General features: G+C 59.2%; 22 protein-coding genes and 1 pseudogene. 11 read left to right on the top strand and 12 right to left on the bottom strand.

The window, feature by feature from the left end; translation table 11 throughout:
* The 4 genes from Har1129_RS20160 to Har1129_RS20150 all read right to left on the bottom strand — a co-directional run.
* The coding region (locus tag Har1129_RS20160; RefSeq protein ID WP_151102590.1) for a hypothetical protein at window positions 1–1826 on the bottom strand (1826 nt) is incomplete at its 3' end.
* Between the two features lie 605 nt (window positions 1827–2431).
* The gene (locus Har1129_RS20805; protein WP_191906212.1) at window positions 2432–2569 is read right to left on the bottom strand and encodes a hypothetical protein; all 138 of its coding nucleotides are present in this window, start codon (window positions 2567–2569) and stop codon (window positions 2432–2434) included.
* A gap of 147 nt (window positions 2570–2716) precedes the next feature.
* Complete coding sequence (locus Har1129_RS20155; protein WP_151102589.1) at window positions 2717–3124, bottom strand: hypothetical protein; 408 nt, start codon at window positions 3122–3124, stop codon at window positions 2717–2719.
* Window positions 3125–3549: 425 nt separating this feature from the next.
* Window positions 3550–3906, bottom strand: a complete 357-nt coding sequence (locus Har1129_RS20150) for a nuclear transport factor 2 family protein (protein ID WP_151102588.1) — start codon at window positions 3904–3906, stop codon at window positions 3550–3552.
* Window positions 3907–4205: 299 nt separating this feature from the next.
* On the opposite strand from Har1129_RS20150, the gene Har1129_RS20145 reads away from it, so the two are divergent.
* Together Har1129_RS20145 and Har1129_RS20140 are read left to right on the top strand one after the other, a co-directional pair.
* Window positions 4206–5420, top strand: a complete 1215-nt coding sequence (locus tag Har1129_RS20145; RefSeq protein ID WP_151102587.1) for a PQQ-binding-like beta-propeller repeat protein — start codon at window positions 4206–4208, stop codon at window positions 5418–5420.
* Window positions 5420–6271 carry a hypothetical protein gene (locus Har1129_RS20140; RefSeq protein ID WP_151102586.1) on the top strand — a complete coding sequence of 284 codons (852 nt, stop codon included), beginning with the start codon at window positions 5420–5422 and terminating at the stop codon, window positions 6269–6271. Before Har1129_RS20145 ends, Har1129_RS20140 begins: the two co-directional genes overlap by 1 nt.
* A 43-nt stretch (window positions 6272–6314) precedes the next feature.
* Here the strand turns inward: Har1129_RS20140 and Har1129_RS20135 are convergent, their stop codons facing one another.
* Window positions 6315–6812, bottom strand: a complete 498-nt coding sequence (locus Har1129_RS20135; RefSeq protein WP_151102585.1) for a hypothetical protein — start codon at window positions 6810–6812, stop codon at window positions 6315–6317.
* A 412-nt stretch (window positions 6813–7224) separates the two neighbouring features.
* Here Har1129_RS20135 and Har1129_RS20130 point away from each other — a divergent pair, with 412 nt between their 5' ends.
* Window positions 7225–7938 carry an alpha/beta fold hydrolase gene (locus Har1129_RS20130; protein WP_225307889.1) on the top strand — a complete coding sequence of 238 codons (714 nt, stop codon included), beginning with the start codon at window positions 7225–7227 and terminating at the stop codon, window positions 7936–7938.
* Window positions 7939–7979: 41 nt separating this feature from the next.
* Window positions 7980–8175 (top strand): annotated as a pseudogene (locus Har1129_RS21050) (IS5/IS1182 family transposase); the annotation flags it as partial.
* Between the two features lie 81 nt (window positions 8176–8256).
* Here Har1129_RS21050 and Har1129_RS20120 read toward each other — a convergent pair.
* Entirely contained in the window at window positions 8257–8691 is a 435-nt protein-coding gene (locus Har1129_RS20120) for a pyridoxamine 5'-phosphate oxidase family protein (RefSeq protein ID WP_151102583.1), read from the bottom strand.
* 126 nt (window positions 8692–8817) lie between these two features.
* Complete coding sequence (locus tag Har1129_RS20110; protein WP_151102581.1) at window positions 8818–9720, bottom strand: universal stress protein; 903 nt, start codon at window positions 9718–9720, stop codon at window positions 8818–8820.
* A 410-nt stretch (window positions 9721–10130) separates the two neighbouring features.
* On the opposite strand from Har1129_RS20110, the gene Har1129_RS20105 reads away from it, so the two are divergent.
* The 5 genes from Har1129_RS20105 to Har1129_RS20085 all read left to right on the top strand — a co-directional run bounded on the left by Har1129_RS20105 (window position 10131) and on the right by Har1129_RS20085 (window position 12878).
* Window positions 10131–10610, top strand: coding sequence for a pyridoxamine 5'-phosphate oxidase family protein (locus Har1129_RS20105; RefSeq protein WP_151102580.1), 480 nt, complete (start codon window positions 10131–10133; stop codon window positions 10608–10610).
* Between the two features lie 172 nt (window positions 10611–10782).
* Window positions 10783–11205 carry a universal stress protein gene (locus Har1129_RS20100; protein WP_151102579.1) on the top strand — a complete coding sequence of 141 codons (423 nt, stop codon included), beginning with the start codon at window positions 10783–10785 and terminating at the stop codon, window positions 11203–11205.
* A 135-nt stretch (window positions 11206–11340) separates the two neighbouring features.
* Window positions 11341–11661, top strand: a complete 321-nt coding sequence (locus Har1129_RS20095) for a hypothetical protein (protein ID WP_225307888.1) — start codon at window positions 11341–11343, stop codon at window positions 11659–11661.
* 58 nt (window positions 11662–11719) lie between these two features.
* Window positions 11720–12280 carry a nitrous oxide reductase accessory protein NosL gene (locus tag Har1129_RS20090; RefSeq protein ID WP_151102578.1) on the top strand — a complete coding sequence of 187 codons (561 nt, stop codon included), beginning with the start codon at window positions 11720–11722 and terminating at the stop codon, window positions 12278–12280.
* 70 nt (window positions 12281–12350) lie between these two features.
* Window positions 12351–12878: a helix-turn-helix domain-containing protein gene (locus Har1129_RS20085; RefSeq protein WP_151102577.1), complete on the top strand. Its 528-nt coding sequence runs from the start codon at window positions 12351–12353 to the stop codon at window positions 12876–12878.
* Between the two features lie 75 nt (window positions 12879–12953).
* On the opposite strand, the gene Har1129_RS20080 is transcribed toward Har1129_RS20085, so the two are convergent.
* From Har1129_RS20080 to Har1129_RS20070, 3 genes are read right to left on the bottom strand one after another with little or no spacing between them, the layout of a single operon-like run.
* Window positions 12954–13766, bottom strand: a complete 813-nt coding sequence (locus tag Har1129_RS20080; protein WP_151102576.1) for an ABC transporter permease — start codon at window positions 13764–13766, stop codon at window positions 12954–12956.
* Window positions 13763–14488, bottom strand: coding sequence for an ABC transporter ATP-binding protein (locus tag Har1129_RS20075; protein WP_151102575.1), 726 nt, complete (start codon window positions 14486–14488; stop codon window positions 13763–13765). The genes Har1129_RS20080 and Har1129_RS20075 overlap by 4 nt, the downstream gene beginning before the upstream one ends.
* Window positions 14485–16398, bottom strand: a complete 1914-nt coding sequence (locus tag Har1129_RS20070; protein WP_151102574.1) for a NosD domain-containing protein — start codon at window positions 16396–16398, stop codon at window positions 14485–14487. The genes Har1129_RS20075 and Har1129_RS20070 overlap by 4 nt, the downstream gene beginning before the upstream one ends.
* Before the next feature lie 204 nt (window positions 16399–16602).
* Between Har1129_RS20070 and fdhF the strand changes: the two genes are divergently transcribed.
* Both fdhF and Har1129_RS21410 read left to right on the top strand, forming a co-directional pair.
* On the top strand, window positions 16603–18654 hold the full coding sequence (fdhF, locus tag Har1129_RS20065; protein WP_151102573.1) for a formate dehydrogenase subunit alpha: 2052 nt from the start codon (window positions 16603–16605) through the stop codon (window positions 18652–18654).
* A 153-nt stretch (window positions 18655–18807) separates the two neighbouring features.
* The gene (locus Har1129_RS21410) at window positions 18808–19086 is read left to right on the top strand and encodes a hypothetical protein (protein WP_151102572.1); all 279 of its coding nucleotides are present in this window, start codon (window positions 18808–18810) and stop codon (window positions 19084–19086) included.
* 117 nt (window positions 19087–19203) lie between these two features.
* Here Har1129_RS21410 and Har1129_RS20055 read toward each other — a convergent pair whose 3' ends face one another.
* The gene (locus tag Har1129_RS20055) at window positions 19204–20313 is read right to left on the bottom strand and encodes a guanosine monophosphate reductase (RefSeq protein WP_151102571.1); all 1110 of its coding nucleotides are present in this window, start codon (window positions 20311–20313) and stop codon (window positions 19204–19206) included.
* A gap of 927 nt (window positions 20314–21240) precedes the next feature.
* Window positions 21241–21621 carry a HAMP domain-containing sensor histidine kinase gene (locus tag Har1129_RS20050; RefSeq protein WP_225307887.1) on the bottom strand — a complete coding sequence of 127 codons (381 nt, stop codon included), beginning with the start codon at window positions 21619–21621 and terminating at the stop codon, window positions 21241–21243.
* Window positions 21622–21650 lie beyond the last annotated feature (29 nt).

Genomic DNA, 21650 nt, shown 5'->3' with positions numbered 1-21650 from the left:
TGGGATGTCTCAGTTGGAAGCACGGTCGCCAGCGCCGGTGGCGTGGTTTGTTCTGAGCTGAGCAGTCGGTCCGTTGCTGTTTCGTCGACGCGCGTTGTCTCAATCGCATCAAGAAACGGTGATCGCGGTCGTGAGACACCGTCGGCGTCTCGGTGGTGCCGTGTACAAATCACCTGTTCAGTTGCTGTCGAGACTGCATCTACGAAGTGGTCGTACTCGCGGGCTTCCGTCCAGCGCTCACGCGGTGCAAGTGACCGGATAGGGCCGGACTCACCAGCAAGAATCGTCTCACGAACTTCGGCAGGAAACAGTCCATCAGCAGTCTGTGGCCACTCCCCGTCAACGAGGCCAATTGCAATGACGTAGGGAACGCGACGTAACCAAGTATCCGTTGCATCAGCGACATCGATTACTGCTGCATTCGCGTGTTCACGCCGTCCTGGTTTTATCCTCGCAATTGTCTCGAAGAGGTACTGCACTTCTTCCCACGACTGCTCACTGTGATCACGTGTGAGCCACTCTTCGTATTTCGTGGCTACCTGCGGGACCATCTCTTCGATGCGGACGAGCGCACGGGCTGTTTCTGTCGTCTCGGCCAATGTATCAGTATCTCGGTCACGATGTGCCGGCAAGACACGGGCTCTGAATGCTTCAATCAGTGGATTGAACGTTTCCTCTACATCTGCTGGGGTGGGTGGCTGGGGGCACTCTGATATCCACTCAAGGAGCGATGTGACCGAAGCTGTGCCGCTAATTTCCGTGTTTTGAGTGAGTGTTTGCTGCCACTCTGCGAGTGTGAGGGGATCGTATCCGTGAAGCTCCCCTTCTAAGGCAGTAAGCATCCGCGGGGCGACACTGTGGCCAGATGCATCTGGTGAGACCCACTCGCAGGCAAGGGGCCGAAGCAGCGCTGAGGCAGGGATATGCTCGTTTTTCTGGGCAAGGAGGGTACAGAGTGACTCGATCAGTGCGTAGGGGATAGTCTCTCTCACACTCAATTGTGTCCAAACCGAGAGAGACTGCCCGTAGTGATGGGCTGCACGTTGCAGTTCGTGTTCATACGCGGCGACATCACGGGCGACGAGCAAGATATCACTTGGTGACACGCCAGTACTGCGTAACTGATCGACAAGTGCCAGTGCGAGACGCGCTTCTTGGCTCCGCGTCGTCGTGACGAGCTCTGGCGCATCAATCTCAACCGGCGATGATTGGTAGCTCTGTACAGCCGTCGGTGGGTGACCACAGAGCCGGTCTTCAATTCGAGGCCCTGTCCCGGCACGGAGAAACAGATGTACGTCGACTGGGGTTTCGGTAGCGATACACGAGAGCAGATCCAAGAGCGGAGCTTCAATCGAACTCACGCCTGCGAGATGAATCCGCTCGATAGCAGGATAGACCGTGTTCCAGATGTCTGCCCCGTTTTCGCGAAGCATCGTTGTCGCCTTCCGCAACACACTGTCGGTCGAAACTGCGACATCAGTAACAGTATCGAGACGCCGGTTAGTGGCGATTGCACCGTCGATACGGTCAACTGCATCTTGCCGAACGTATGGCTGTAAATCAGTGAGACTCTCTTTGAGTATTGCTAGCCGTTCGTCATCGTATGCGGTAATCGCTCCGACTGCCCGGCGCGATGACTCGATATCTGCTGCGTGTGAGGTGAGATGAGACCCATACAGTGGAGTGAACGCGTCAAATGTACCGGGTTCAGTTTCAAGCAGTGTTTCAAGCGAACGAATCCGGTCAAGACGATCAAGCGCTTTGGTCTCACCATCTGTCGCTTCTAAAACCTCGCGTGCAATTTGACCGGGACTGACAAACCGCATCGAACTCCGGGGTTGATTCTGCGCTGCCAGCCGGTGTGTAAGGTTCCGCTGGTGGAACTGAACTGGCGTCACAATCAGATCAGTCTGCGTTGTTGACCGCGCTGCGAATGTCAGAAGATACTCAGGATTGTGAATATGGGTCGTAAAGATTGGTGTCTCTGGTTCGTGCGAAAGCGATGTTGTCACGTGCTATCTCCTACAAGCCGCAGTACAGTGACCAACTATGAAGTGAACGAAAAAGACTAGGGAGGCCATGCATCAATTACATCAATAAACACCTGACACCGTAATAAAGCCGTTGACAGTACACTTAGAACCGACTTACTGAGAAGGGTTCAGGTAACGACTATCAGGATTTTGTGCCGGCTCAACTATCGTCCAATCGAAGCCGAGGTAGTACTTGTGCGGATGCAATCGCGTCCTCTGACTGGAGCTCAAGTTCCGTAATATCACCGTCTGCCACGATCTGATCGTGGACCTGAGGATGAGCCCGACAGAGAGAGACGCGAAATTGTCAGTCACACGGTCACTTTCTCGTGCTCCTCGTTAGCCGTTTCTCAACTGTCGGGGTCGAGTCTCTCTTGGGACCTAGCCGGACAACGCAGTTACTTCTCACCTTGTTGGCGGCCTTGAAACACCTCGCCATCGGCCTGTGCCTGTCGATGCTGGACACAGATAGCTGGGTGCTCGTCGGCTTCGGTGTCTGCAGACTGTGCGTCGACGGACTGCTGTTCGGCGTTCATGTTCAGGAACGCCTCTCACCTGCGCTCGGTGGCTAACCAACAACATCAGCAGTCATTGTTGGGTAGGACTGTAGAGTGGTGTTTCGGGGTGGTCGGCGCAGAGAGGCGACGTATCGAACCGGCCGTCACTCTTCCTCTGACAGCGTGCTATGGGCTAGACGCTGTGTAGAGGTAGACAGAACAGAGCGCAAGGACGGCTTCGGCGGCCTTTGATCCGACCGCCAGTGGGTTCAGACTGCCTTGCATGTAGAACGCATCGAGGCTGAACCCTTGGAATGCGAAGAGTGAAATGATGGTGACGAGAGCGTATCCTGCGGCAACCAAGAACAGTTCAGGCCGCCAGTACCGGCTGCTGTACAGGACGGCCCCGCCAAGGAACCCAAGCCCGTTCAAAATGAACAAAATGCCCAGAGTCTGGCTGAATCCCATGACACGCGGACCGAGCACTAAGTGGATACCAGCTGTTGCAAGCGTGGCGATGATTGCGAGGTAGCCAACTGGATGCGATGGAAGGCTAAAAAGCGAGTTCTGATGCGGAGTTGACTGTGCAGCCATATCTGGCGAGTCATCTGCAAGGTACTTTAAATCTAGTACAATTTTCACTTTGTGGAACTGATATCTATTCTAGAGAGGCATAGAACAGTTAGCACGGTTTTCGGCTATCACTGATAAGTTCGCTCTCGCCGCTTCTGGATGGCGGCGATATCAACTGCTTTTCAGGCACTGTTTTCGGGGTGCTGATGAGGTGTGTGAAGACCCTTTGCAGTCTAGCAGGTTGTAACATGGGCACTCTTTTATGTTGTTAGCTAACTAATGACAAGGCCCAAAACGCTGGACGGTCGAGCAATTCGCCGAGATACTGCCGTGTACCGCCGGAGAACACGGTACAGGAGAGGGGCGTCGACAGCGTGAACCAGCCCGCAGTGTGGCCACACAGGGTGAACGAGCCTGAAACCGCGCCGTTCACCGCCCGGAGAGCGTCATACCGTGTCTCGGTCCGTGTAGGTACAGCGGCGCTTAATAAGGCCATCCTCACCGAATACAAAGAAGTCGGCAAATCCAAATGAGACGTCGGTATCAGCCTGCGTGCCGCTAAACGTCCCTCTTACTGCAACAGTCTCACCGTCACTAGTGAGCGAGTGGATTTTATGAGACCCATCAGATAGCGGCCGGTGATTGAGATAAAAGTCTTTGAGAGCGTCTATACTGCGAATACTTTCCTGCCCAGGCCGTTCATATATTATACTCTCGTCGAAGAGAGCAAATACTGTATCATACTCTTCAGCATCAATAGCTGTGTAATACGTTCGGACAGCATCTTCGTTTGTCTGTGACACAGCGGTTCATGTTTTTCAGAATAAAAGTAATTCACCATTTAGCTGAACTACGAGGGTGACGTCATGAAAGTCCCGCTGAAATCCATAGAGCGTGAAGTCCGTCACCAGCGTTTCGCTGCTTTTGCCACACAGCGACCTCCACTTTGAGGGTCGCTACGTGGCAGATTCGGCGGTTGAGACACTGGCGTTGTAGCTGGACTCTCAGAGGGATTAAACTAGCCAGTCTACGTCTGAAGTTACACTGCGTCTGATGGGAAGACCGACAGCGATAATTCCGGTTATGACAAACCAGCACACAGATGCCCTCCTCACGACGTCGGTTCCTTGGTTTCGCCGCTCTTGGAATCACTGGTTCGGGCGGCCTCGCATCTCTCGACACGCAGGAACGCACGGACAGTCAATCGCCTTCTGACTGGCCGATGGGCCGATACGACCCTCCCGGTACCGGGTACAACCCCAAAGCGTCGGGTCCCAAAGACGGCGTGGCAGTCGCGTGGACACACCAGACACCCGATTGGTTTCGTGGGAGCACGCAACCGATCCGCCGAGGGGAGACGCTGTATATCGGTGGCAATGGACTGCTTGCGCTCGATTCCGAGACCGGCCAGCGACGATTCAGCTTTCAGGGACCGTATCACTCGAGTCCAACGATTGCGCCAGCCTCGATTTATGAGACCAAGACACTCGGTCTGACCGGACCATCCGGGGTTTACGGGGTCAACGCGAATGGCGGCCACGCACTCTTTCCGATAGAACGGACAGTGGGTGAAAAGCGGTGGACAGGGCCACAATCACCTGCGCCCGGGTTCTTCGGGCCGGCCGAGTCAACAACTCCGGTCACTGCCAACGGGACGATATACACGGCAGTACCCGGGACAAATTCGATCGTCGCACTGGATCCGAATAATGGAGCGGTCCTGTGGCGTCGAACTCATCATGCTGACGACGCAGTCAGTGGCACGTACAACAGGCCCGCGGTGGACGACGGTATCGTGTTCGCGACTGCGTGGCCACAACAGGCCACCGCCTATCGTGCTGATACCGGCGAACTACACTGGAACCATGAACTCGAGGAAATGATGGTCCTGCCGCCGGCCGCCACGGACGAAGGCGTCGTCATTCCGACGCGCGAGTCGGTTCAGTTGCGGGCCCGGTCTGACGGCACCCTTCTGTGGGAACGCAACCTCGACGCGAATGTGACCGACAGTGCGCCGGCAGTAGCAAACGGCACAATCTTCGTTGCCGATGAGCAAGAATCTCTGCACGCGCTTTCGTTGACGACCGGCGAGACACGATGGACCGCGCCGTTCGATGGAAAAACGACGCCGGTCGTCGCCGCTGATCGTGTCTACGCTGTGGACTCGCTGTGGGCGCTGAAAGCGTTCGATGTTGCCACTGGCGAACAGATGTTCGAGTATCACCCACAGGAAGTGCCACTCTCGCCACCGATCGTCGGGGATGGCATCCTGTATCTGGCGAACCGTGGTCGGATTCTCGCACTGGAGGAGGCATAATGTCCGGCAGAGATGAGGAGCGAAGCAAGACGGTGTCCTCGGTCGGATACCACTCCCAGACGGCTCGACGCTCCACCCTTGGTGTGCTCACGTCTACCCTTGGGCGCATCCGTCGCGACCCTGTGCTCGCTGTCCCCTTCGCCGTCGCTGGTGTGCTGGTCGCACTCGGCGACTGGCTTCGCCGGCACGATCCGATTCCGACGGCATCAACCGACGCACTCAGTGAGTCGCTCAGTGTGACATATTCAGTGCTCCCCCAGGGAACTGCACGAACGGTTCGACACGTCGGTGCGTTGGTCGGCCTCAAAACGCGGTATCTCCTCTGGGCCGTCGGGTTAGAGGTTCTCATTCCACTCGCAGTCGGGATCGCCGGGTGGATGACGATTGCACGGACACTCGATACACGCTCTCCACTTCGTGCGCTGTGCAGATATCTCATCGCACTGGCTGCGGTCGTCTCGATCCCGCAGCTGCTGGGCGGTTTTTCGATTGACGTCAATAACGTCCTGCTTGGACTGGTGCTGTTGGCGATGGCGCTGTTCGTCATGACTCGTCTGTTCCTGTTGCCTGCGTTGCTGGTCACCGGGAGTGGGTTTGTGACGGCGCTCAGGCAGAGCTATCGTCACTCACGCGGTCAGGGACTGCTGCTCGCCGGCCTCATCATCGTCATTGGCCTCGCCTACTGGGGCCTCGCTACCGTCCCGGTAGCCGGCGGGTTTCTGAGTACTGCCGTTGTAGCGCCGATCCACGCTGTCGCAATCGGGACCGTATTTTTGTCCGGCCCTCATCGCACACCGTCGCCCCCGGTCGAGGGAACCGAGCGAGGGTCACGAGCGGACGGAAGTCGGTAACCGCGGTCGTGCTATCTCTCCGTCGCGGATCGCTACTAATCACTCAGGCACACGTTGCGCTTCCACTGGTTCCAGTTTCCGTGAAGGTCAATCCGTGTTCCTGACCTGTTCTGGGACAGGTCTGGATTCTGGTGTGGACGTGCGTCTCGTTACCGTCGTGCTTCTGGGCGAGATACACTGTTACGTCCCCACGCGTCCACCCGTCAATGGTGGTCGTCACCGTCTCGCCGGGCACGACGGTGAGCTGTTGCGTGGGGATGCCATCGTCAGCTAACGTCACGTTCTGATCCCCGTCCGGCCAGACTAACTGCGAGAGGGTCTTGCGCCTGTGTTCGCCATCTCTGGTGGTAACTTCGAAATTCATGTACATCGCTTTCTCTCTGCTTTCGACAGTGTAGGCTGCCACCTGATACGCTGTCGTATCGTTGTTTTCGACGGTCAGTATCGGCTGAGAGGGTCCAGAGACGGAATCATACAAGACAAAGCCACTCGAGAGTGCCAGTCCGAGGAGGACGAGCGCGATCGTTCGACGGGAGACCATCCGTGCAGTTCTGTTCCCCCAAGAAACACAATATCATTTCGGTTAGCTGATGACTACGCGGAATATGAACCACAGACAGTGGCTTCGACCGCATCGAAGCCGTCTCGCGCGGGTGTCAGTGTCATATTTTCTTATTTGTGATTTCTACAGAATAGGCACTCCCTTGACCTGACGTTCAGTTGTGCCCCGCGACATTATCCTTTCATGGAAAACACTTGCCCTATTCCTCCTCTTGCTATCATCGCTATTGTTTAGACATAATATCGAATGAAACAGCGGCTGCCAGAACTATAGGGAAGAGCTATCATCTTCCGAGGCATAGACCGATATTAATGACATCTGACAAAAAGATCGATAGAACTCAAAGACCAATAACAAAGGACAGTTTCGGACATATCAGGGTGGTGTTGTGGTGACGTTCGTTCTCGTGCCCGGTGCGTGGCTCGGCGGCTGGTGCTGGAAACATCTCACGCCATACCTCCGTGACGCGGGTCACGAGGTGTACACCCCGACGCTGACAGGCCTCGGCGAACGAGCACATCTCGGTCGTCCAGACACCGACCTTGAGACACACATTCACGACATCGTGAACGTCCTCGAATACGAGGACCTCGAGGACGTCGTCTTGGTCGGCCATAGCTACGCCGGACTAGTAGTACTAGGCGTAGCCGAAGAAGTCCCAGAACGACTTGCACACGTCGTCTACCTCGATGCCCTGATTCCGATGGACGACGAGCCCGTCTCGGCTGCCGACTTCTATCCACCAGAAGAGTGGGCGGAGATGGAGGCGGCCGCAGCGGACAACGACGGCGGCTGGCCGATGCCGGACGACCATTCGGGCTGGGTCGGTCTTTCGGATGAGGACACACAGTGGATGCGCGAAAAGGCGGTCCCACATCCATTGAACACGTTCACGCAGACAGTGACCGCAGAGAATCCGGACGCAACCGCTGTCCCCCACACGTACATTCTCTGCCAACACAACGGCATGGACGATAGCGTTCTGGAGTCGGTTCGGGACCTATGCGACCAGCGAACGTGGGACCTGTACGAACTGGAAACCGGTCACTGGCCGATGGTGTCGACGCCCGGTCAGCTCGCACAACACCTGCTCGAACTCCCCTGAGGATTATAAGACCGGAACCGCCATGAGTCCTACCCGGACTCAACTCACTCGATCACGCTCATAACGCCCGTATGGACAGTGACCGGTACCACCAAAGATCCATGTCCGAAACCGTCTTCTCAAGCATCAAGCACACGCTCGGCGGAGTCGTGCGTGCGCGGAGCTGCTGGCTTGAATTCCGTGAAATCGTCCTCAAGCTACCGTCTACAACCTTCCCGGAGCATCCAATATCCGTGAAATCCAGCGCAGTGTATCGAAACTACAGAGCCCGCCAATCTAGCTGAAAATTCCGGATGAGGACCATTCTATGACAGGCTCCTAGTATTCAGCACGGCTCGTTAGGTTATCCGGCGCGAGGCGGTAGAATTCGAAGTCCACCTCGCGGGTAGGGCGCTCGAAGATGTCAATTATGGGCATATCGACGTGTTCCAGTCCGTCCAGCGTTTCCGTCTCGATTCCCTCCCGTTCAACATCTTCGAGTCGCCCGTTCGCGACCACACTTTGCCATCCCGCCTCCGTCTCGTGATAGGTCACGAACGTCGCCGGGCGGTCATCGAGTTCACCTTTCGACCGCTCTGCACCGACAGCCAGCCGAAAGTAGAAGGTGGTGGTCGGCGCGTCGTACCCGTATGAAACCGGCACCGAGTACGGCGGCGTATCGCCAGCGGCGAGCGAGAGGACACCTGTTCCCCCGTTGTCCAGAAATGCGTCCCGTTCCTCGTCCGTCATCGTAACCGGGTTGTCCACAGCCATAGGTAGTGTCACAACAGGAACAGCAATAAGTGCATGGTCGCGTCGCATCTGGCTGCTGCCTCGCTGTGGACATGGCGGACGTCGTACTCAGTCGGGCGCTAACAGACAGGACGCGGAGCCCTGTCTTCAGGCTTCGTCAACACGCTGGTCGCGAGCGTTGACTGCCAGCACTGGCATATCGGCGTGTCTGATGATCCGTTCTGTTGTGCTTCCCACAAGGAACCGATTGAGACCAGTTCGACCGGCCGTCCCCATTGCGATCAGATCGATGTCGTTCTCCGCAGCGTAATCAAGAATATCCGCCGCTGGGAATCCACTGACGACCTGTGTGACAGTTTCTACTCCAGATTCGCGTGCTCGCGCTGCAACGCGCTCGGTTACGTTCTCACCCTGTGATTCTAGGGAGTCGATCAAGTCTTTCGGCAGCGTGTATTCGGAGCCGGTGGCGATATCACCGAGATTGACGACGTTCAGAGCGTGGACGCGGGAATCGAACTGCGTCGCAATCTCGCATGCCGGTCCGACAGCGGCCGTTGCGGACGCGCTTCCGTCCGTCGGGACGAGGATGTCGTCGAAGGAGCCGGTATCACGATCCTGTTCGCTCGCTCGGACGGTGAAAACAGGGACAGTGGCCTGCCGGACGACGTTCTCTGTCACGCTCCCGGCGAGATACCGCCCGACACCTGTGCGGCCGTGTGTTCCCATCGCAATCAGGCCCACATCGTGGTCGTCGCGGTATGCGCATATCTCCTCAGCTGGAGTGCCCGTGCGGATAGCCGTCTGTATCTCTCCGGCGACGTCGACTGCGTCCGTAATGGCTGTGATTGTTTCTTCGGCGTCAGCCGTCATGCGGTCAAGTGTCTCGTCTTCGAGGTCGCCGCGGCTGAATGGTCCGCCCGCTGTTCGTGTATCGATGACAGCTATGACGTGCAGGCTCGCGCTGAACGCGCGGGCCAGCGCTGCCCCATACTCAGCAGCCCGGGTCGCGTGTTCGCTACCGTCGGTCGGGACCAAGATTGAGTTGAACATTGCTGTGTTTACATATCGTTGGTGTCAGTAAATAAAGTGCAGTCGCGGTTCTCACGCTATTAGAAATCCGGCGGCAAGGAGCGGCACCCGAACAGGTCGTGACTGCGTTGCCAACACTCTCGTCGGTATACCCCAAGGACGAGATCGAGTGCGACGCTCGTACAGGTAGCACCAGTCTGTGGCAGAGACACATCTATTCGAAACACGGCGAGAGAACCGTGGCTGGGTCGATTCCAGCGGACTTCCAGCGATCTATCGCGGGTCTACTGGCTGACGAGTAACGAGCGGCTTCATCGGGCAGACAGTATCTGTACGGCATTCTAAACAGCCTCTCGCCTGAGCAGCCTGCTCTACCTTTTTTACCTTCGGGTTGCATTCGTGATACGTAACTGGATGATCAGACGCGACCCATGACAATCGACCAATTAGAAGAGTATGGGCTTGAACAGATGGGCGACGAGGAGATGCGGGAATTCCTCGCCGCACACTCAACCGGGGTACTGGGGCTTCCAACAGCGGATGTCCCGTATCTGCTGCCGCTATCGTACGGCTTCGACGACGGGGCCTGCCTCTATTTCACGTACCTTCTCGGCGAGTCGAGTCAGAAAGCAGAGTTGACTGAGCGGGCCGGCCGTGGCCGGTTTCTCGTATACGACATCGACACCGCATTTGAGTGGCGGAGCGTGATGCTTGCCGGCGATATCGACAGTGTGCCGGAAGACGAATGGTCAGATATCACGGCGATGACGCAAAACGCCTGGCGACCCAACACACTCCAGACGGCCACCACCTCCGGTGGGGTTGCACTCTACGAATTCGAAATAACGGATCTAGCCGGTATCCGACAGACCGGATTAGCACCCGACTTTCGGGAGAACATCGAACCGTGACTGCCACCGGCTTGTGACGGGAAAAACTGTTTTAGCCATTGAGGATACGATAACCGGCATCTTCACAAAATTGGGCTGGTTGGTCTGTGGCCGTTTACTGAATATGGCAACAGATTATTGATATTTGAGAATGGACAACTAATTGAAATAGTATGGGGCCCATTCATCTAGCATGTACGACACAATTGTCGTTGCGACCGATGGCAGTGCTGACGCGAATCGCGCCGTGACACACGCGCTTGAACAGGCTGAGCAACACGGTGCCGAGCTGCACGCCGTTTTTGTTGTCGATACGGACCGACACGCCGAACCAGCCCTGAGCAGTATGGAACTGGAGACCATCGAAATCGAGGAGTGGGGGAACGACGAACTCGCAGAGGTCGCCGAGAGAGGCGACGCACTCGGCGTCGAGGTCACCACTCGGTGCTGTCACGGAAAACCGTACGTGGAACTCATCAGCTATGCCGACGAAGTCGACGCCGATCTTATGATACTCGGATACCATGGCCATTCCCACACGAAACCCGACCAAATCGGAAGTGTGGCCGACCGGGTCGTCCAGAACGCGGGCCGACCGGTTCTGGTGGCTACCTGAGAGGACAGACAGATCGCCGTTCAAACGGGTATACACGACGGAACTGTATCCGGGCTTGCACTCCGACTCACCATTCAGGCAGCGACTGCTACCGAAACCGATTCCAGTGTCACCGTCTGATTTATGATCCGAGCGATGCTCCAACCGACGGCTGACTGGCTCGGTCCCGGGCAATCCGCAATGTTGATAGCCGTGCTGGGTCTCGCCACACTCGGAACGCTGGCGTTGTTTTTCGTCGCAGCGGTCAGTACACGCCGACGCCGGTCACGGCCGTACGTGCTGTTGACCGCCGCTATCGGGCTTCTGGTCCTTCGGTCCGTGGTCGGTATCGGGACTGTCCTCGGTGCCGTCCCGATGGTAGTACATCACCTCACGGAACACGGGTTCGACTTCCTCATCGCGTTGCTTGTGCTGGGTGCGATCTATTCAGTCGCGCCGCCGAGTGTCCCCGACTGACCGGCGTTTCGACGGTCGCACCATGAACCATTTGGTGTCGTTCAGTGTACTATCTAGTATGTCTGAATATGCACCAACCCTGACACGCCGGCACTTCATCGCTGGGACCGCGACAGTCATGGCGCTCTCGGGATGTCTGGGGACCGGTGAGGAACTGGAACCGGTCAGCATCGAAAGCGGCCAGAGCTGTGACCAGTGTGGGATGGTCATCGACCAGCACCCGGGTCCGGTCGGGCAAACGTACTATCAGGACAACACGCCCGAGGGGCATGATCCGCCGGCTCGGTTCTGTAGTACGCTCTGTACGTACCGGCACCGATTCGCCAAAGAACAGTCGGGATGGACCCCTGCGGAGACGTTCCTGACCGACTACAGTGTAACCGACTACGAGATTCGAACCGACGGGGGCAAGACAATCATCTCCCGGCACTTGGAGACAGAGGCGTTCGCCCCAGTAGGGCAACTCACCGTTGTCGCAAACTCGGATGTTGAAAGTGCAATGGGGACCGCTATCGTTCCGTTTAGCGACAGTGCAGACGCCGATTCATTTGCCGAGGAGTACGGCGGCCAGACTCTCCCGGCAACGGACATAACCCGAGAACTGGTCGGCGGGATGTAGGCGATTTCCCGCGCAGTGAGAACGTCCGATACCCTGTTGTCTCGGTGGCTGGAAGACTGTCCTGAAGACTATGTCCACGGTTACTGAGCAAGTGCGTTCCCACGTCGAGTCCAAACCGGGGGTCCATTTCAACGCGCTTGCTGCTGATCTCGATATCGCGACTGGGCAGGCACAGTATCACCTGCGGAAACTGCGCCGTGCTGGCGACATCGTCGCCGAGGAGATTCAGGGCAAAACGCACTATTACAGCCGGGAGTACGACCCCTGGGAACGACGTGTGCTCGCCTTTGCCCGGCGGGAGACTGCGCGGACGACTCTCCTGCATCTGCTGGAAGCGGAGTCCCTGTCGGCAGACGAACTGGCCGACCGACTGGGAGTCGCCCGGAGTACCGTTTCCTGGCACGTTTCAGCGCTGGCTGACGCGGGAATACTCGAAAAGTCATACGGCGAACGAGGGCGCGTCGTCGTGACCCTGACCGACCCGGACGAAACACAGCGGCTGCTTGCGGCGGTCCGTCCGTCGCTTACCGACCGCCTCATCGACCGGTTCACGCGGCTGGTCGACGACGGGCTTGCGGCCGCGGCGGACGACGGCTGAACTCACACTGCTGGCTGTAACTAGTATACGTTGCTCACGGTGGGGTACTTCGTTACCGACGTACAGCCGACAGTGTCAGGCTGCATCCGTCGCAAGCATTGCCCCCACAAACGTGAGTCCCCACCAGAACAGCAGCGAGAGGGCGGCGACCCACGTCGGGACGAACGCGGACCGGCCCGGAACAGCGACGTACAGAACCTGATCGAACACGAGCCCGCGGTACGCCCCTGCAGGAGTCATGGCGAGTGCGCCGCCGAGTGTGCTCGACGTGACGCCGGTGTCCAGTGCTGCAAACACCGCGAGGTCACTTCCAACAGTGAGAACAAGCAGCCCGGCAAGTGCGAGTACGAGCGCTCGGCCCCGGCTACCGGCGAGTGCTGACAGCAGAAACGCGATAGTCAGCGACGAGAGCGCATACAGGACGGTCAGCGCGATAAACCGGATGAACAGGAACGGTGAGTCGACACCGCGATGGCTCGCAAACACCGTTGTCTCCGGTCCAGCGGTCGTCGCCACGGTGACGCCCAGCGCCAGCAACGGGACGACGACAATAGTGAGCAACAAGAGGGCACGACCTGCGTACACCCCGCCGACGTACGACCACGTCGAGAGCGGGTAGGTGTCAAGGATATCGAGTTCACCCCGGACGGCGGGGTCGGCTATCGCGCGATAGCCGACCGCGAAAGCAAGTGTCGGCACGAGTACTTCGACGGCGACGAGCGTATCGACGACGGTGGGGACGTAGCCACCGGCGGGGCCGCCGCCGGCATGGGCGAGGCCAAACAGAACAATCCCCGTGACCAGTCCGAGCGCGAGGTAGGTGCGTGTCCTGACCACACCCCGGACTTCTCGCACGAAGACCGTCCAGAACCGGTTTCCGTCCGTCATGCCTGCTCTCCCTCTGGCGCGGCGATAGCGGCTCTGTCCTGTTCCAGAAGCGCCGTGAACGTCTCGTGGAGCGGCCCGCCGGTCTGTTCTCGCAGGGATTCAACCGACCCGGTCCGCACGAGGCGGCCGGATTCGAGCACTGCCAGCCGGTCGGCCGTCGCCTCGACTAACGGCAGTTCGTGCGAGCAGAGAACCACGGCGCGACCGGCATCGGCAATCGACGCAACGATGTCGAATATCAGCCGGCTCATCGCCGGGTCGAGGCCGCTTGCCGGCTCATCGAGCATCACAATCGGGGGGTCACCGGCCAGTGCCTGAGCGATTCCCAGAAGGCGCGTCATTCCCCCGGAAAGCCCTGACACGGGACGGCTGGCTACTTCTTCGAGGCCAACACGTTCGAGAAGGCGGTCCGGGTCGTCGTCAACGAGATCCGCGTAGAACGCCGCGGTCTCTCTGACGCTGAACCCCGGCCGGAAGGTCGGTCGCTGTGGCAGGTACCCCAACTGCCGTTCGGCCTCCGGGCCGTCGTACGAGACGGTCCCGCTTGTCGGCTGCTCGACGCCCAGAAGCATACGCAGGAGCGTCGTTTTCCCGGACCCGTTTGGTCCAATGAATCCGGTTACGGCGTCGGACGGTACGTCGAGTGACACTTCCGAGACGGCCGTCACGTCGCCGTACTTCTTCGTGACCTCGTCCGCCGTGAGGTACGTCTCGCCAGTCATGTTGCCCCCTCTATCGATGTCTCATTGCGAAGTTTCCCGACCGTCTCGGGATTAGCAGGGCCTGAAAGCGGTGCCCTGTCGACGATACTTCCCCGGCGAAAGCCGGGCGTAGTTCCGCGGAGCGACCGGAGGCCACGGACGCTCGGTGCCGACCTGAGGACGACCGCAGCGTCGGTCTGATGGAGGCGACGGTCGACGGAGTCGGTGGGCGAGTAGGGCTGGGCCAACACCGGACTGCCACCGCCAGTGAGGTCATACGAACCACTCCAGTAGTTCCCCCTGCCTTCATGAGTGTACACGCGTAGCGGTCCCGGCCCGGAGACGGCGTGGCGGTCATTTGCGATGAAGTCGTTCTCGGTGACGATGTTCGACGGGACGACTGTCGACGCCCGCACGCCGATGTCGTTTCCGTAGAGTACGTTGTGCTCGTAGAGGGACCGGTCGGCATTCGTCGACATCGCCTGCGTGGTGTCGACTACCACGTTGTGCGCAATATAGCTCCGGGACCCGGCTAACATGACGCCACTGCCGGAGTGGCGCACGTCGTTGCCGACGATGGCGTTCGAGACAGGGTTCGTCATGACGACGACGCCAGCGTACTCCTGTTCCCGAGCGACGTTGTCGGCGACGAGCGACCGGGAGGTGTACATCAGGTGGACGCCGAAGCGGTTGTCCCTGAACGTGTTGTTCCGGATAGCGGTCCCGTCGGCCCGGTGGAGGTACACACCGTCACGCCCGCTGTTGAAGACCGAGTCCTGTACGACTATCGGCCCGTGCATCCCGATAACGCCCATGAATCCGTCTTGCCAGTCTGCTGTCCCGTTGATTGTGACGTTCTCCACAACCGCGCCGGGTGTCCGCCGCAGAACGACGCCACTGGCAGGCGTCTCGACGGTGAGGTCCGCGACGTAGAGGCCGGACGCGTTCCGACCGGTTACGGCGGCGTCGCTGTTGCCGTAGGCGGTTGTCACAGTTGCGTCCCAAGCGCTGTTGCTTTCGTTCGTCGGGTCGCCGACCGTCCTGTTTCCGACGCCGACGATTTCGAACCCGGTGACACCGACCCGGTCGGCAGTCACTGTCACGATAGTTCCGTTCCCACCCCCGTCAAGCGTCGCTTCGGAGCCGCTAAGGGTCAGCGGCTTGTCTATCGTCACCTGTTCGTCGTAGGTCCCAGACGGGACGTAAACCGTCGTGTTCGGCGGTGCCACATCGACGGCGGCCTGAATCGTCGGCGCACCGGTGCCGACCTCAACCGAGACAGGGCGGGTCCGACGTTGTCGTACCGCCTGTACGGTGGCGTTCGCATCGCTTCGTCGCGGCGCGACCTGCTTTCGGACCGCGGCCGCCTGTTCGAGGTCGAACGACCGGGTCTTGAGCGTCTCCCAATCGACGATTCGTCCGCCACACGTATCGGCAAACGCCGCGGCGTCGGCCCGGTCGGCGAACGGGACAACTGCCGGGCCGGACGGGACCCGCGCCGACCCATCGACGACGTAGTGGGCCTGATCCGCCACGACCCAGTCCGGCGGTGCGGCGGTCCGGAGGTAGCCGTCGTCGCCGCACCTGACCGGCCTGTCGCTGTAGTCTGAGACATACACCGTCAGCGGGTAGCCAAACTGCTGCTCGTGTCCCGGTTCCGTGAGTGCGGTCACAGCCTGGTCGAGGCCGACGTAGCCGACGACGTAGCGATACTGTGAGTAGAAGACCTCTACTTTCGGGACGCTGATGCTCTGGTTCCGGGCAATCTGTTCGTCAGCCATCGTCATCCCACGTTGCACGGTGTTATCGAACGGCACTGGTTCAGGCCGGGCGCTGGTTGTATCGACAGCAAACGACGCGGCGAAAACCAGTGTCCCGACAACTACCGCGAGGAGCGCGAAGACTTGCACGGTCGTCAGGGCTGGTCGCATCTACCGGGACTACGAGCGAAGGCCCATTACAGTATGTGGTGTACCTCTCGAAACTACCGAGAGACCGTCAGACGGTACGGCTACACTGGTCCAGAAATCAGCTTTGGCATCGGTAGAGTTGCGTCGTTGTTGTTACACTGATAAACTCACACACGTTTTACCGGTCGGCTACTTGTGCCTGCGAGCCGTTTGTCTGAGATAGCGATGAGTGACAATCAGGGCCAAAACCCCCGGGCCGAGGAGACAGTCTGTCCGTACTGTGGCGTCGGCTGTACGATAGCGTACGCGGGCAACGGCAAAGCAACCGGTACAGCGGGGCCTGTGAACACGAGCGGTGAGGTCTGTCCGAAGGGTGTGGCTGCATTCGACGTGGTGACACACGAGGATCGACTGACGGAACCGCTCGTCCGTGAGGGCGGTCGCTTCGTCACTGCACCATGGGAAACTGCCCTGAACCGTGTCGCTGATGCACTCACGGAAATCATCGACCAGCACGGGCCAAACGCCGTCGAGTTCTTCGCCTCGTCGAACTGTACGAACGAGGAGAACTACGTCTTCCAGAAGCTCGCGCGGATGCTCGGTACCAACAACGTCGACAACTGCGCTCGCCTCTGTCATTCGTCGACCGTCGCCGCAATGAGCGAGCGCCTCGGTGCCGGAGCGATGACGAACACACTCGATGACCTCGCCGAAACCGACTGTCTGCTCGTCACCGGGGCGAACCCGGCCGAACAGCACCCGGTCATCTTCCGTTCGTACTTCTTGCCGGCGATCCGAAACGGAGCGACACTCATCCATATCGACCCGCGCGAAACGGCCACGACCGATGCGGCCGACATCCACCTCGACGTCCGTCCCGGATGCGATATCCAGCTCCTCAATTCGATGGCGAAAGTCGTACTCGAGGATGGACTCGTCGACGAGTCGTTCATCGAGGAGCGAACGACCGGCTACGCGGACTTGACAGCACATCTCGACGACGTCGACATCGAATCGGGTGCCGACGTAGCCGGTGTTTCCCCAGAAACCGTCAGGGAGGCAGCCAGAGCGTATGCCGAAGCCGACAGAGCGGCAATCGTCACCGGAATGGGGATGAGCCAGCACACGTCCGGGACCGACAACGTCCACGCGCTGTTGAATCTCGCGCTGCTGACCGGCAACGTCGGCCGGCCGGGGACCGGTGTGAACCCGCTTCGTGGCCAGAACAACGTTCAGGGGGCCGGCGACGTCGGCGCGCTTCCCAGCGTACTCCCCGGCTACGAGCCCGTAACGGACCCGGAAGCCCGACAGCGTATCGCCGACGAGTGGGGCGTCGAGCCGCCAAGCGAGCCCGGCTTGACGGAGACGACTGCGACACACCAGTTCGGTGACGAGGTCCGGGCCGCGGTCGTGTTCGGTGAGAACCCGGCCGTCACCGAGCCTAACGCCAACTCCGTCAGGGCTGGCTTCGACGACCTCGATTTCTGCGTCGTTATCGACCTCTTCGAGACAGCGACCGTCGACCATGCCGATGTCGTGCTTCCGGGCAGCAGTTGGGCGGAGAAAGCGGGGACGGTGACCAACACGGACCGGCGAGTGATGCGGATGCGACCGAACGCTGATCTGCCCGGGAACGCTCGCCGTGACCTCGACATCCTCACGGCCCTCGGCGAGCGACTGGTCGGCCAGTCGGAGGCGTTCGACTACGACGGGCCGGAAGACATATTCGAGGAGCTAACGCGGGTCAATCCGCTGTACGCCGGCATGAGTTACGACGGCATCGGGGACAGCTACCAGCGGTGGCCGTTCCCGGCCGACGCCGATTCCGGAACCGACGTGCTCCACACGGAGACGTTCGCTTCGGGCGAGCAAACGGCACCGCTACTCCCAGTGTCGCCGACGCCGCCGGCCGATGCCGTCTCCGAGGACCAACTCGTTCTCACGACGGGGCGTGCGCTCCAACACTTCAACAGCGGCGCACTCACTCGGCGGTCGGAGACGCTCATGCGAATGCGCGGGGAGGACGTCCTCGAAATCCATCCGGACGATGCCACCGCTCGCGGTATCGAGGACGGCGATACCGTCGTCGTCGAGAACGACCGCGGCAGCGTGACAGTGTCGGCGGCCGTGACGGCGGCCATTCGGTCAGGAGTCGTGTTCTGTACGTTCCACTATCTGGATCCGCTCGCAAACGCCCTGACCGGCGATGCCCTCGACCCCGTCGCCGAGATTCCCGAGTACAAACATTCGGCAGTGCAGGTGCGAAAGCCAGCGTAGTGAGCCACCGGGAGGCCGAGCCCGTAGTGGCCAGTTCAAGCGATATCCGAAGCGCAATCGGCCCACTCCAGACACCAATAAAACAGTTTCTACGGTTCTCAGTGCAGTGGATTAGTCGCAATAGTAATTCCTGTCGGACACGTAGACAACGGTATGTTAGACAGTCGAAAAAGTCGCAAACTCAGTGCAGCAGTCGTACTTTGCCACGGCGTCGTGACTGCGCTCTTCCCGCAGATAAGTGTCAAATGTATCAAATTCATGATCGGGAAGAACTTCGACAATGCCTCTGCGCTCAATGTAAAGCCGGCGTATCGCCGGCAGTTGCGCGCGGTTGGCGTTGGTATGGTCGCCGCAGCCGGTACCGATCTCCTGTTGCAGAGTACTGAGGGGACAGACGACAGTCTCCCTGCGGGTGATGGAGACAGCGAGTAGCGCGGCCAACTACCCAGAGACGTGTAGGCGCGGGTCTGAAGATTCGAGGGTCAGACCCGTCACATCATCCAGTTTCTTCTCCCTGTGGACGGCCTTCTTGAATAGCCTGCGACCAGTTCAGTCGTCGCTGTCGACAGTCGGCTCGGTGCCGGCGTCGCGAACCTGTGTCACTTCACTCTCAACGTTGACACCTTCCCAGTCGTGGTCCGTGTGGAACCCCTCGCGTTCTTTCGCACTCTGGGCGACACGGATGAACTCCGCCTTGTCGCGGGCCCCAGTGATGGTATGCCCGCCACAGTAGGAGAGGCCGGAACGAACCCCGGCACAGAACTCCTCGGCGACGGCAGCGACCGGACCTTTGTATGGGGTCAGTGCTTCAACCCCTTCGTCGGCGCTGACGTTGTTCTGTTTATCATCGCGGTCCTCGGCCGCGGCGGTGGTCGCCATCCCTCGTGATCGCTTGTACCGCGTCCCATCGACTTCGACGACTGCACCGGGAGCCTCCTCCGTGCCGGCAAAGAGACTCCCAAGCATCACGGTATCGGCTCCGGCCATGAGGGCCTTCACCGCATCACCGGACGTGCGAATCCCGCCGTCTGCACAGATAGTGACAGCCAAGTCTTCGGCTGCTGTGGCACAGTCATCGACGGCAGTCAGCTGGGGGACGCCGGCACCAGCGACCTTTCGGGTGGTACAATGGGACCCGGGTCCGATACCGACTTTGACACAATCAGCCCCGGCGGCGGCGAGGTCTTCGACACCCGCGGGCGTCGCGACGTTGCCGGCGATGAGATCGGTGTCGGGAAACTCGTCAGCGAGGGTTTCGACGGCGTCGACCGCCCGGTCGAGATGGCCATGGGCCACGTCAACGACGAGTGCATCGACACCGGCCCCAATCACGGCCGCACTCCGTGCAACGTAATCTTCGTTGATGCCGACTGCCGCACCGATCTGTTCGTCCGCTGCCTTCGCCTGCTCGACCTGTTCGGCCTGTTCTCCGGGCGTAAGGAATCGGTGCAGTACCCCAAACCCACCCGAGCGCGAAAGCTCGATTGCCAGTTCTGCCTCGGTGACGGTGTCCATCGCGGCGGAGACGAGCGGCGTGTCTAGCTCGACGGTGGGAGTAAGGGGCGTCGAGAGGTCAATGTCGCTCCGACTGTCGACCGGAGATCGTTTCGGGACGAGAAGAACGTCGCCATAACTCAACCCAGTACGTAACTCGTTCATACCCCGCTAACGGAGCGCTTCCTAGCACAAAAGAACTCGGGTTGAAGACACTCTGCCCGCCCCGGTAACCGCGGTTTGATGGCCCTGCGGGACGCTGGCATACGCTTGCTCAACAAGCATACTGACGCAGGCACACGCTTCTGCGAGCAGCTACCAACCATCGGTAGAGTCTGGACAGAGACAGCAGCTGCACTCTCTCGTAAGCAAATCAGGCCAAGCAGGTTTTGCGCTCCTGCTCGAAAATGGACGCGGAGTGGCGGTGAGTACAAATTCGAAACGGCCCAGAACGGGGACCAGAACCCATGTAACTGTGAGTCATCGTTCGTGAAATTTTTGTGGGGGCTCCTAAGACAGTGGCAACTCCGCACGATGTAGCCATTCCCGGAAGACACGGCTCCGCCGTTCAAGTAAAGAGTAGTACGTTGCTGTGGGGGTGGGAGAGATGGGGTGCAACGTACCATCTGAAGTCGTCGGTTTCGACGACAGATTCCAACCCGAAGCAATCGCGCGGGTGAATCCAGCGCAATTGGGCAGGGGCCAGAACCCGTCTAGCTCCGATACGAGTGTATATAAAGTGCTTGTGATATTCCCACGCCGTCTGTGGGTTTTATCCCAATCCATTTGGTTCTCAGTAGCGGTAGTCATCCGACCACGCGCGAAGCACACTTGCACTCCAACAGCAACGGAATGGTGGGCAGCCGGGGGGAGTGGCGTGCAACAACACCATTTGGAGTCGTCATCCACGACGACGGGTTCTGGCTCCGGACCGTTTGATGACCGCGATCGGACGCAAGGGGGAACTGGTGCGGGGACCAGAACCCTAGCAGATGGCATGTGCTTGATACAAAATAACAGCTGTGACGTTTTATTTCATTTTATTAGCTCTGCGATCACTGAGCTTCCGCAATCGCGGCATCGGGAATTAGGTCACTCGATGACTTCGAGACCAGTACTCTCAAATCGTGTCCCACCCATTGAGCTCTCAGTGACGCGAATATTCCAATCGTGAGCGTCAGCGACTCGCTTGACGACGCTGAGGCCCAGTCCAGTCCCAGATTCTGAAGTCGAGTGGCCAGCCTCAAACACCTTGTCGCGGTCTTCAGCGGGGATTCCAAGGCCGTCGTCTTCGATGTAGAATCCGTTGGCGTCCTCGGAAATCCCCCCGACGACGACAGTGACATCTATGCCTGCGTGCTCAATCGTGTTCTCGGAGCATGATGCTGACCCAAATCTCAGATTATAGACTCCGGTGCCAGCGGCGCATGGTTTACCGATAGCGGTGGACGAGTAGATGGTAGCTGAGTGCATCAGACCCGGTCACGGTACGTTCGGAAAGC

Source organism: Haloarcula sp. CBA1129 (assembly GCF_008729015.1).
In the GTDB taxonomy this organism is placed as follows: domain Archaea; phylum Halobacteriota; class Halobacteria; order Halobacteriales; family Haloarculaceae; genus Haloarcula.
Note: the sequence above shows the minus strand (reverse complement) of the source record. Positions and strands in the feature narration are given on the sequence as shown.

What these genes read in the sequence shown, in the direction of transcription:
- Har1129_RS20805 (WP_191906212.1), bottom strand. Translation starts at nt 2,569, where the DNA reads ATGAACGCCGAACAGCAGTCCGTCGACGCACAGTCTGCAGACACCGAA.
- Har1129_RS20155 (WP_151102589.1), bottom strand. Translation starts at nt 3,124, where the DNA reads ATGGCTGCACAGTCAACTCCGCATCAGAACTCGCTTTTTAGCCTTCCA.
- Har1129_RS20145 (WP_151102587.1), top strand. Translation starts at nt 4,206, where the DNA reads ATGCCCTCCTCACGACGTCGGTTCCTTGGTTTCGCCGCTCTTGGAATC.
- Har1129_RS20140 (WP_151102586.1), top strand. Translation starts at nt 5,420, where the DNA reads ATGTCCGGCAGAGATGAGGAGCGAAGCAAGACGGTGTCCTCGGTCGGA.
- Har1129_RS20135 (WP_151102585.1), bottom strand. Translation starts at nt 6,812, where the DNA reads ATGGTCTCCCGTCGAACGATCGCGCTCGTCCTCCTCGGACTGGCACTC.
- Har1129_RS20120 (WP_151102583.1), bottom strand. Translation starts at nt 8,691, where the DNA reads ATGGCTGTGGACAACCCGGTTACGATGACGGACGAGGAACGGGACGCA.
- Har1129_RS20110 (WP_151102581.1), bottom strand. Translation starts at nt 9,720, where the DNA reads ATGTTCAACTCAATCTTGGTCCCGACCGACGGTAGCGAACACGCGACC.
- Har1129_RS20105 (WP_151102580.1), top strand. Translation starts at nt 10,131, where the DNA reads ATGACAATCGACCAATTAGAAGAGTATGGGCTTGAACAGATGGGCGAC.
- Har1129_RS20100 (WP_151102579.1), top strand. Translation starts at nt 10,783, where the DNA reads ATGTACGACACAATTGTCGTTGCGACCGATGGCAGTGCTGACGCGAAT.
- Har1129_RS20095 (WP_225307888.1), top strand. Translation starts at nt 11,341, where the DNA reads ATGCTCCAACCGACGGCTGACTGGCTCGGTCCCGGGCAATCCGCAATG.
- Har1129_RS20090 (WP_151102578.1), top strand. Translation starts at nt 11,720, where the DNA reads ATGTCTGAATATGCACCAACCCTGACACGCCGGCACTTCATCGCTGGG.
- Har1129_RS20085 (WP_151102577.1), top strand. Translation starts at nt 12,351, where the DNA reads ATGTCCACGGTTACTGAGCAAGTGCGTTCCCACGTCGAGTCCAAACCG.
- Har1129_RS20080 (WP_151102576.1), bottom strand. Translation starts at nt 13,766, where the DNA reads ATGACGGACGGAAACCGGTTCTGGACGGTCTTCGTGCGAGAAGTCCGG.
- Har1129_RS20075 (WP_151102575.1), bottom strand. Translation starts at nt 14,488, where the DNA reads ATGACTGGCGAGACGTACCTCACGGCGGACGAGGTCACGAAGAAGTAC.
- Har1129_RS20070 (WP_151102574.1), bottom strand. Translation starts at nt 16,398, where the DNA reads ATGCGACCAGCCCTGACGACCGTGCAAGTCTTCGCGCTCCTCGCGGTA.
- fdhF (WP_151102573.1), top strand. Translation starts at nt 16,603, where the DNA reads ATGAGTGACAATCAGGGCCAAAACCCCCGGGCCGAGGAGACAGTCTGT.
- Har1129_RS21410 (WP_151102572.1), top strand. Translation starts at nt 18,808, where the DNA reads ATGTTAGACAGTCGAAAAAGTCGCAAACTCAGTGCAGCAGTCGTACTT.
- Har1129_RS20055 (WP_151102571.1), bottom strand. Translation starts at nt 20,313, where the DNA reads ATGAACGAGTTACGTACTGGGTTGAGTTATGGCGACGTTCTTCTCGTC.
- Har1129_RS20050 (WP_225307887.1), bottom strand. Translation starts at nt 21,621, where the DNA reads ATGCACTCAGCTACCATCTACTCGTCCACCGCTATCGGTAAACCATGC.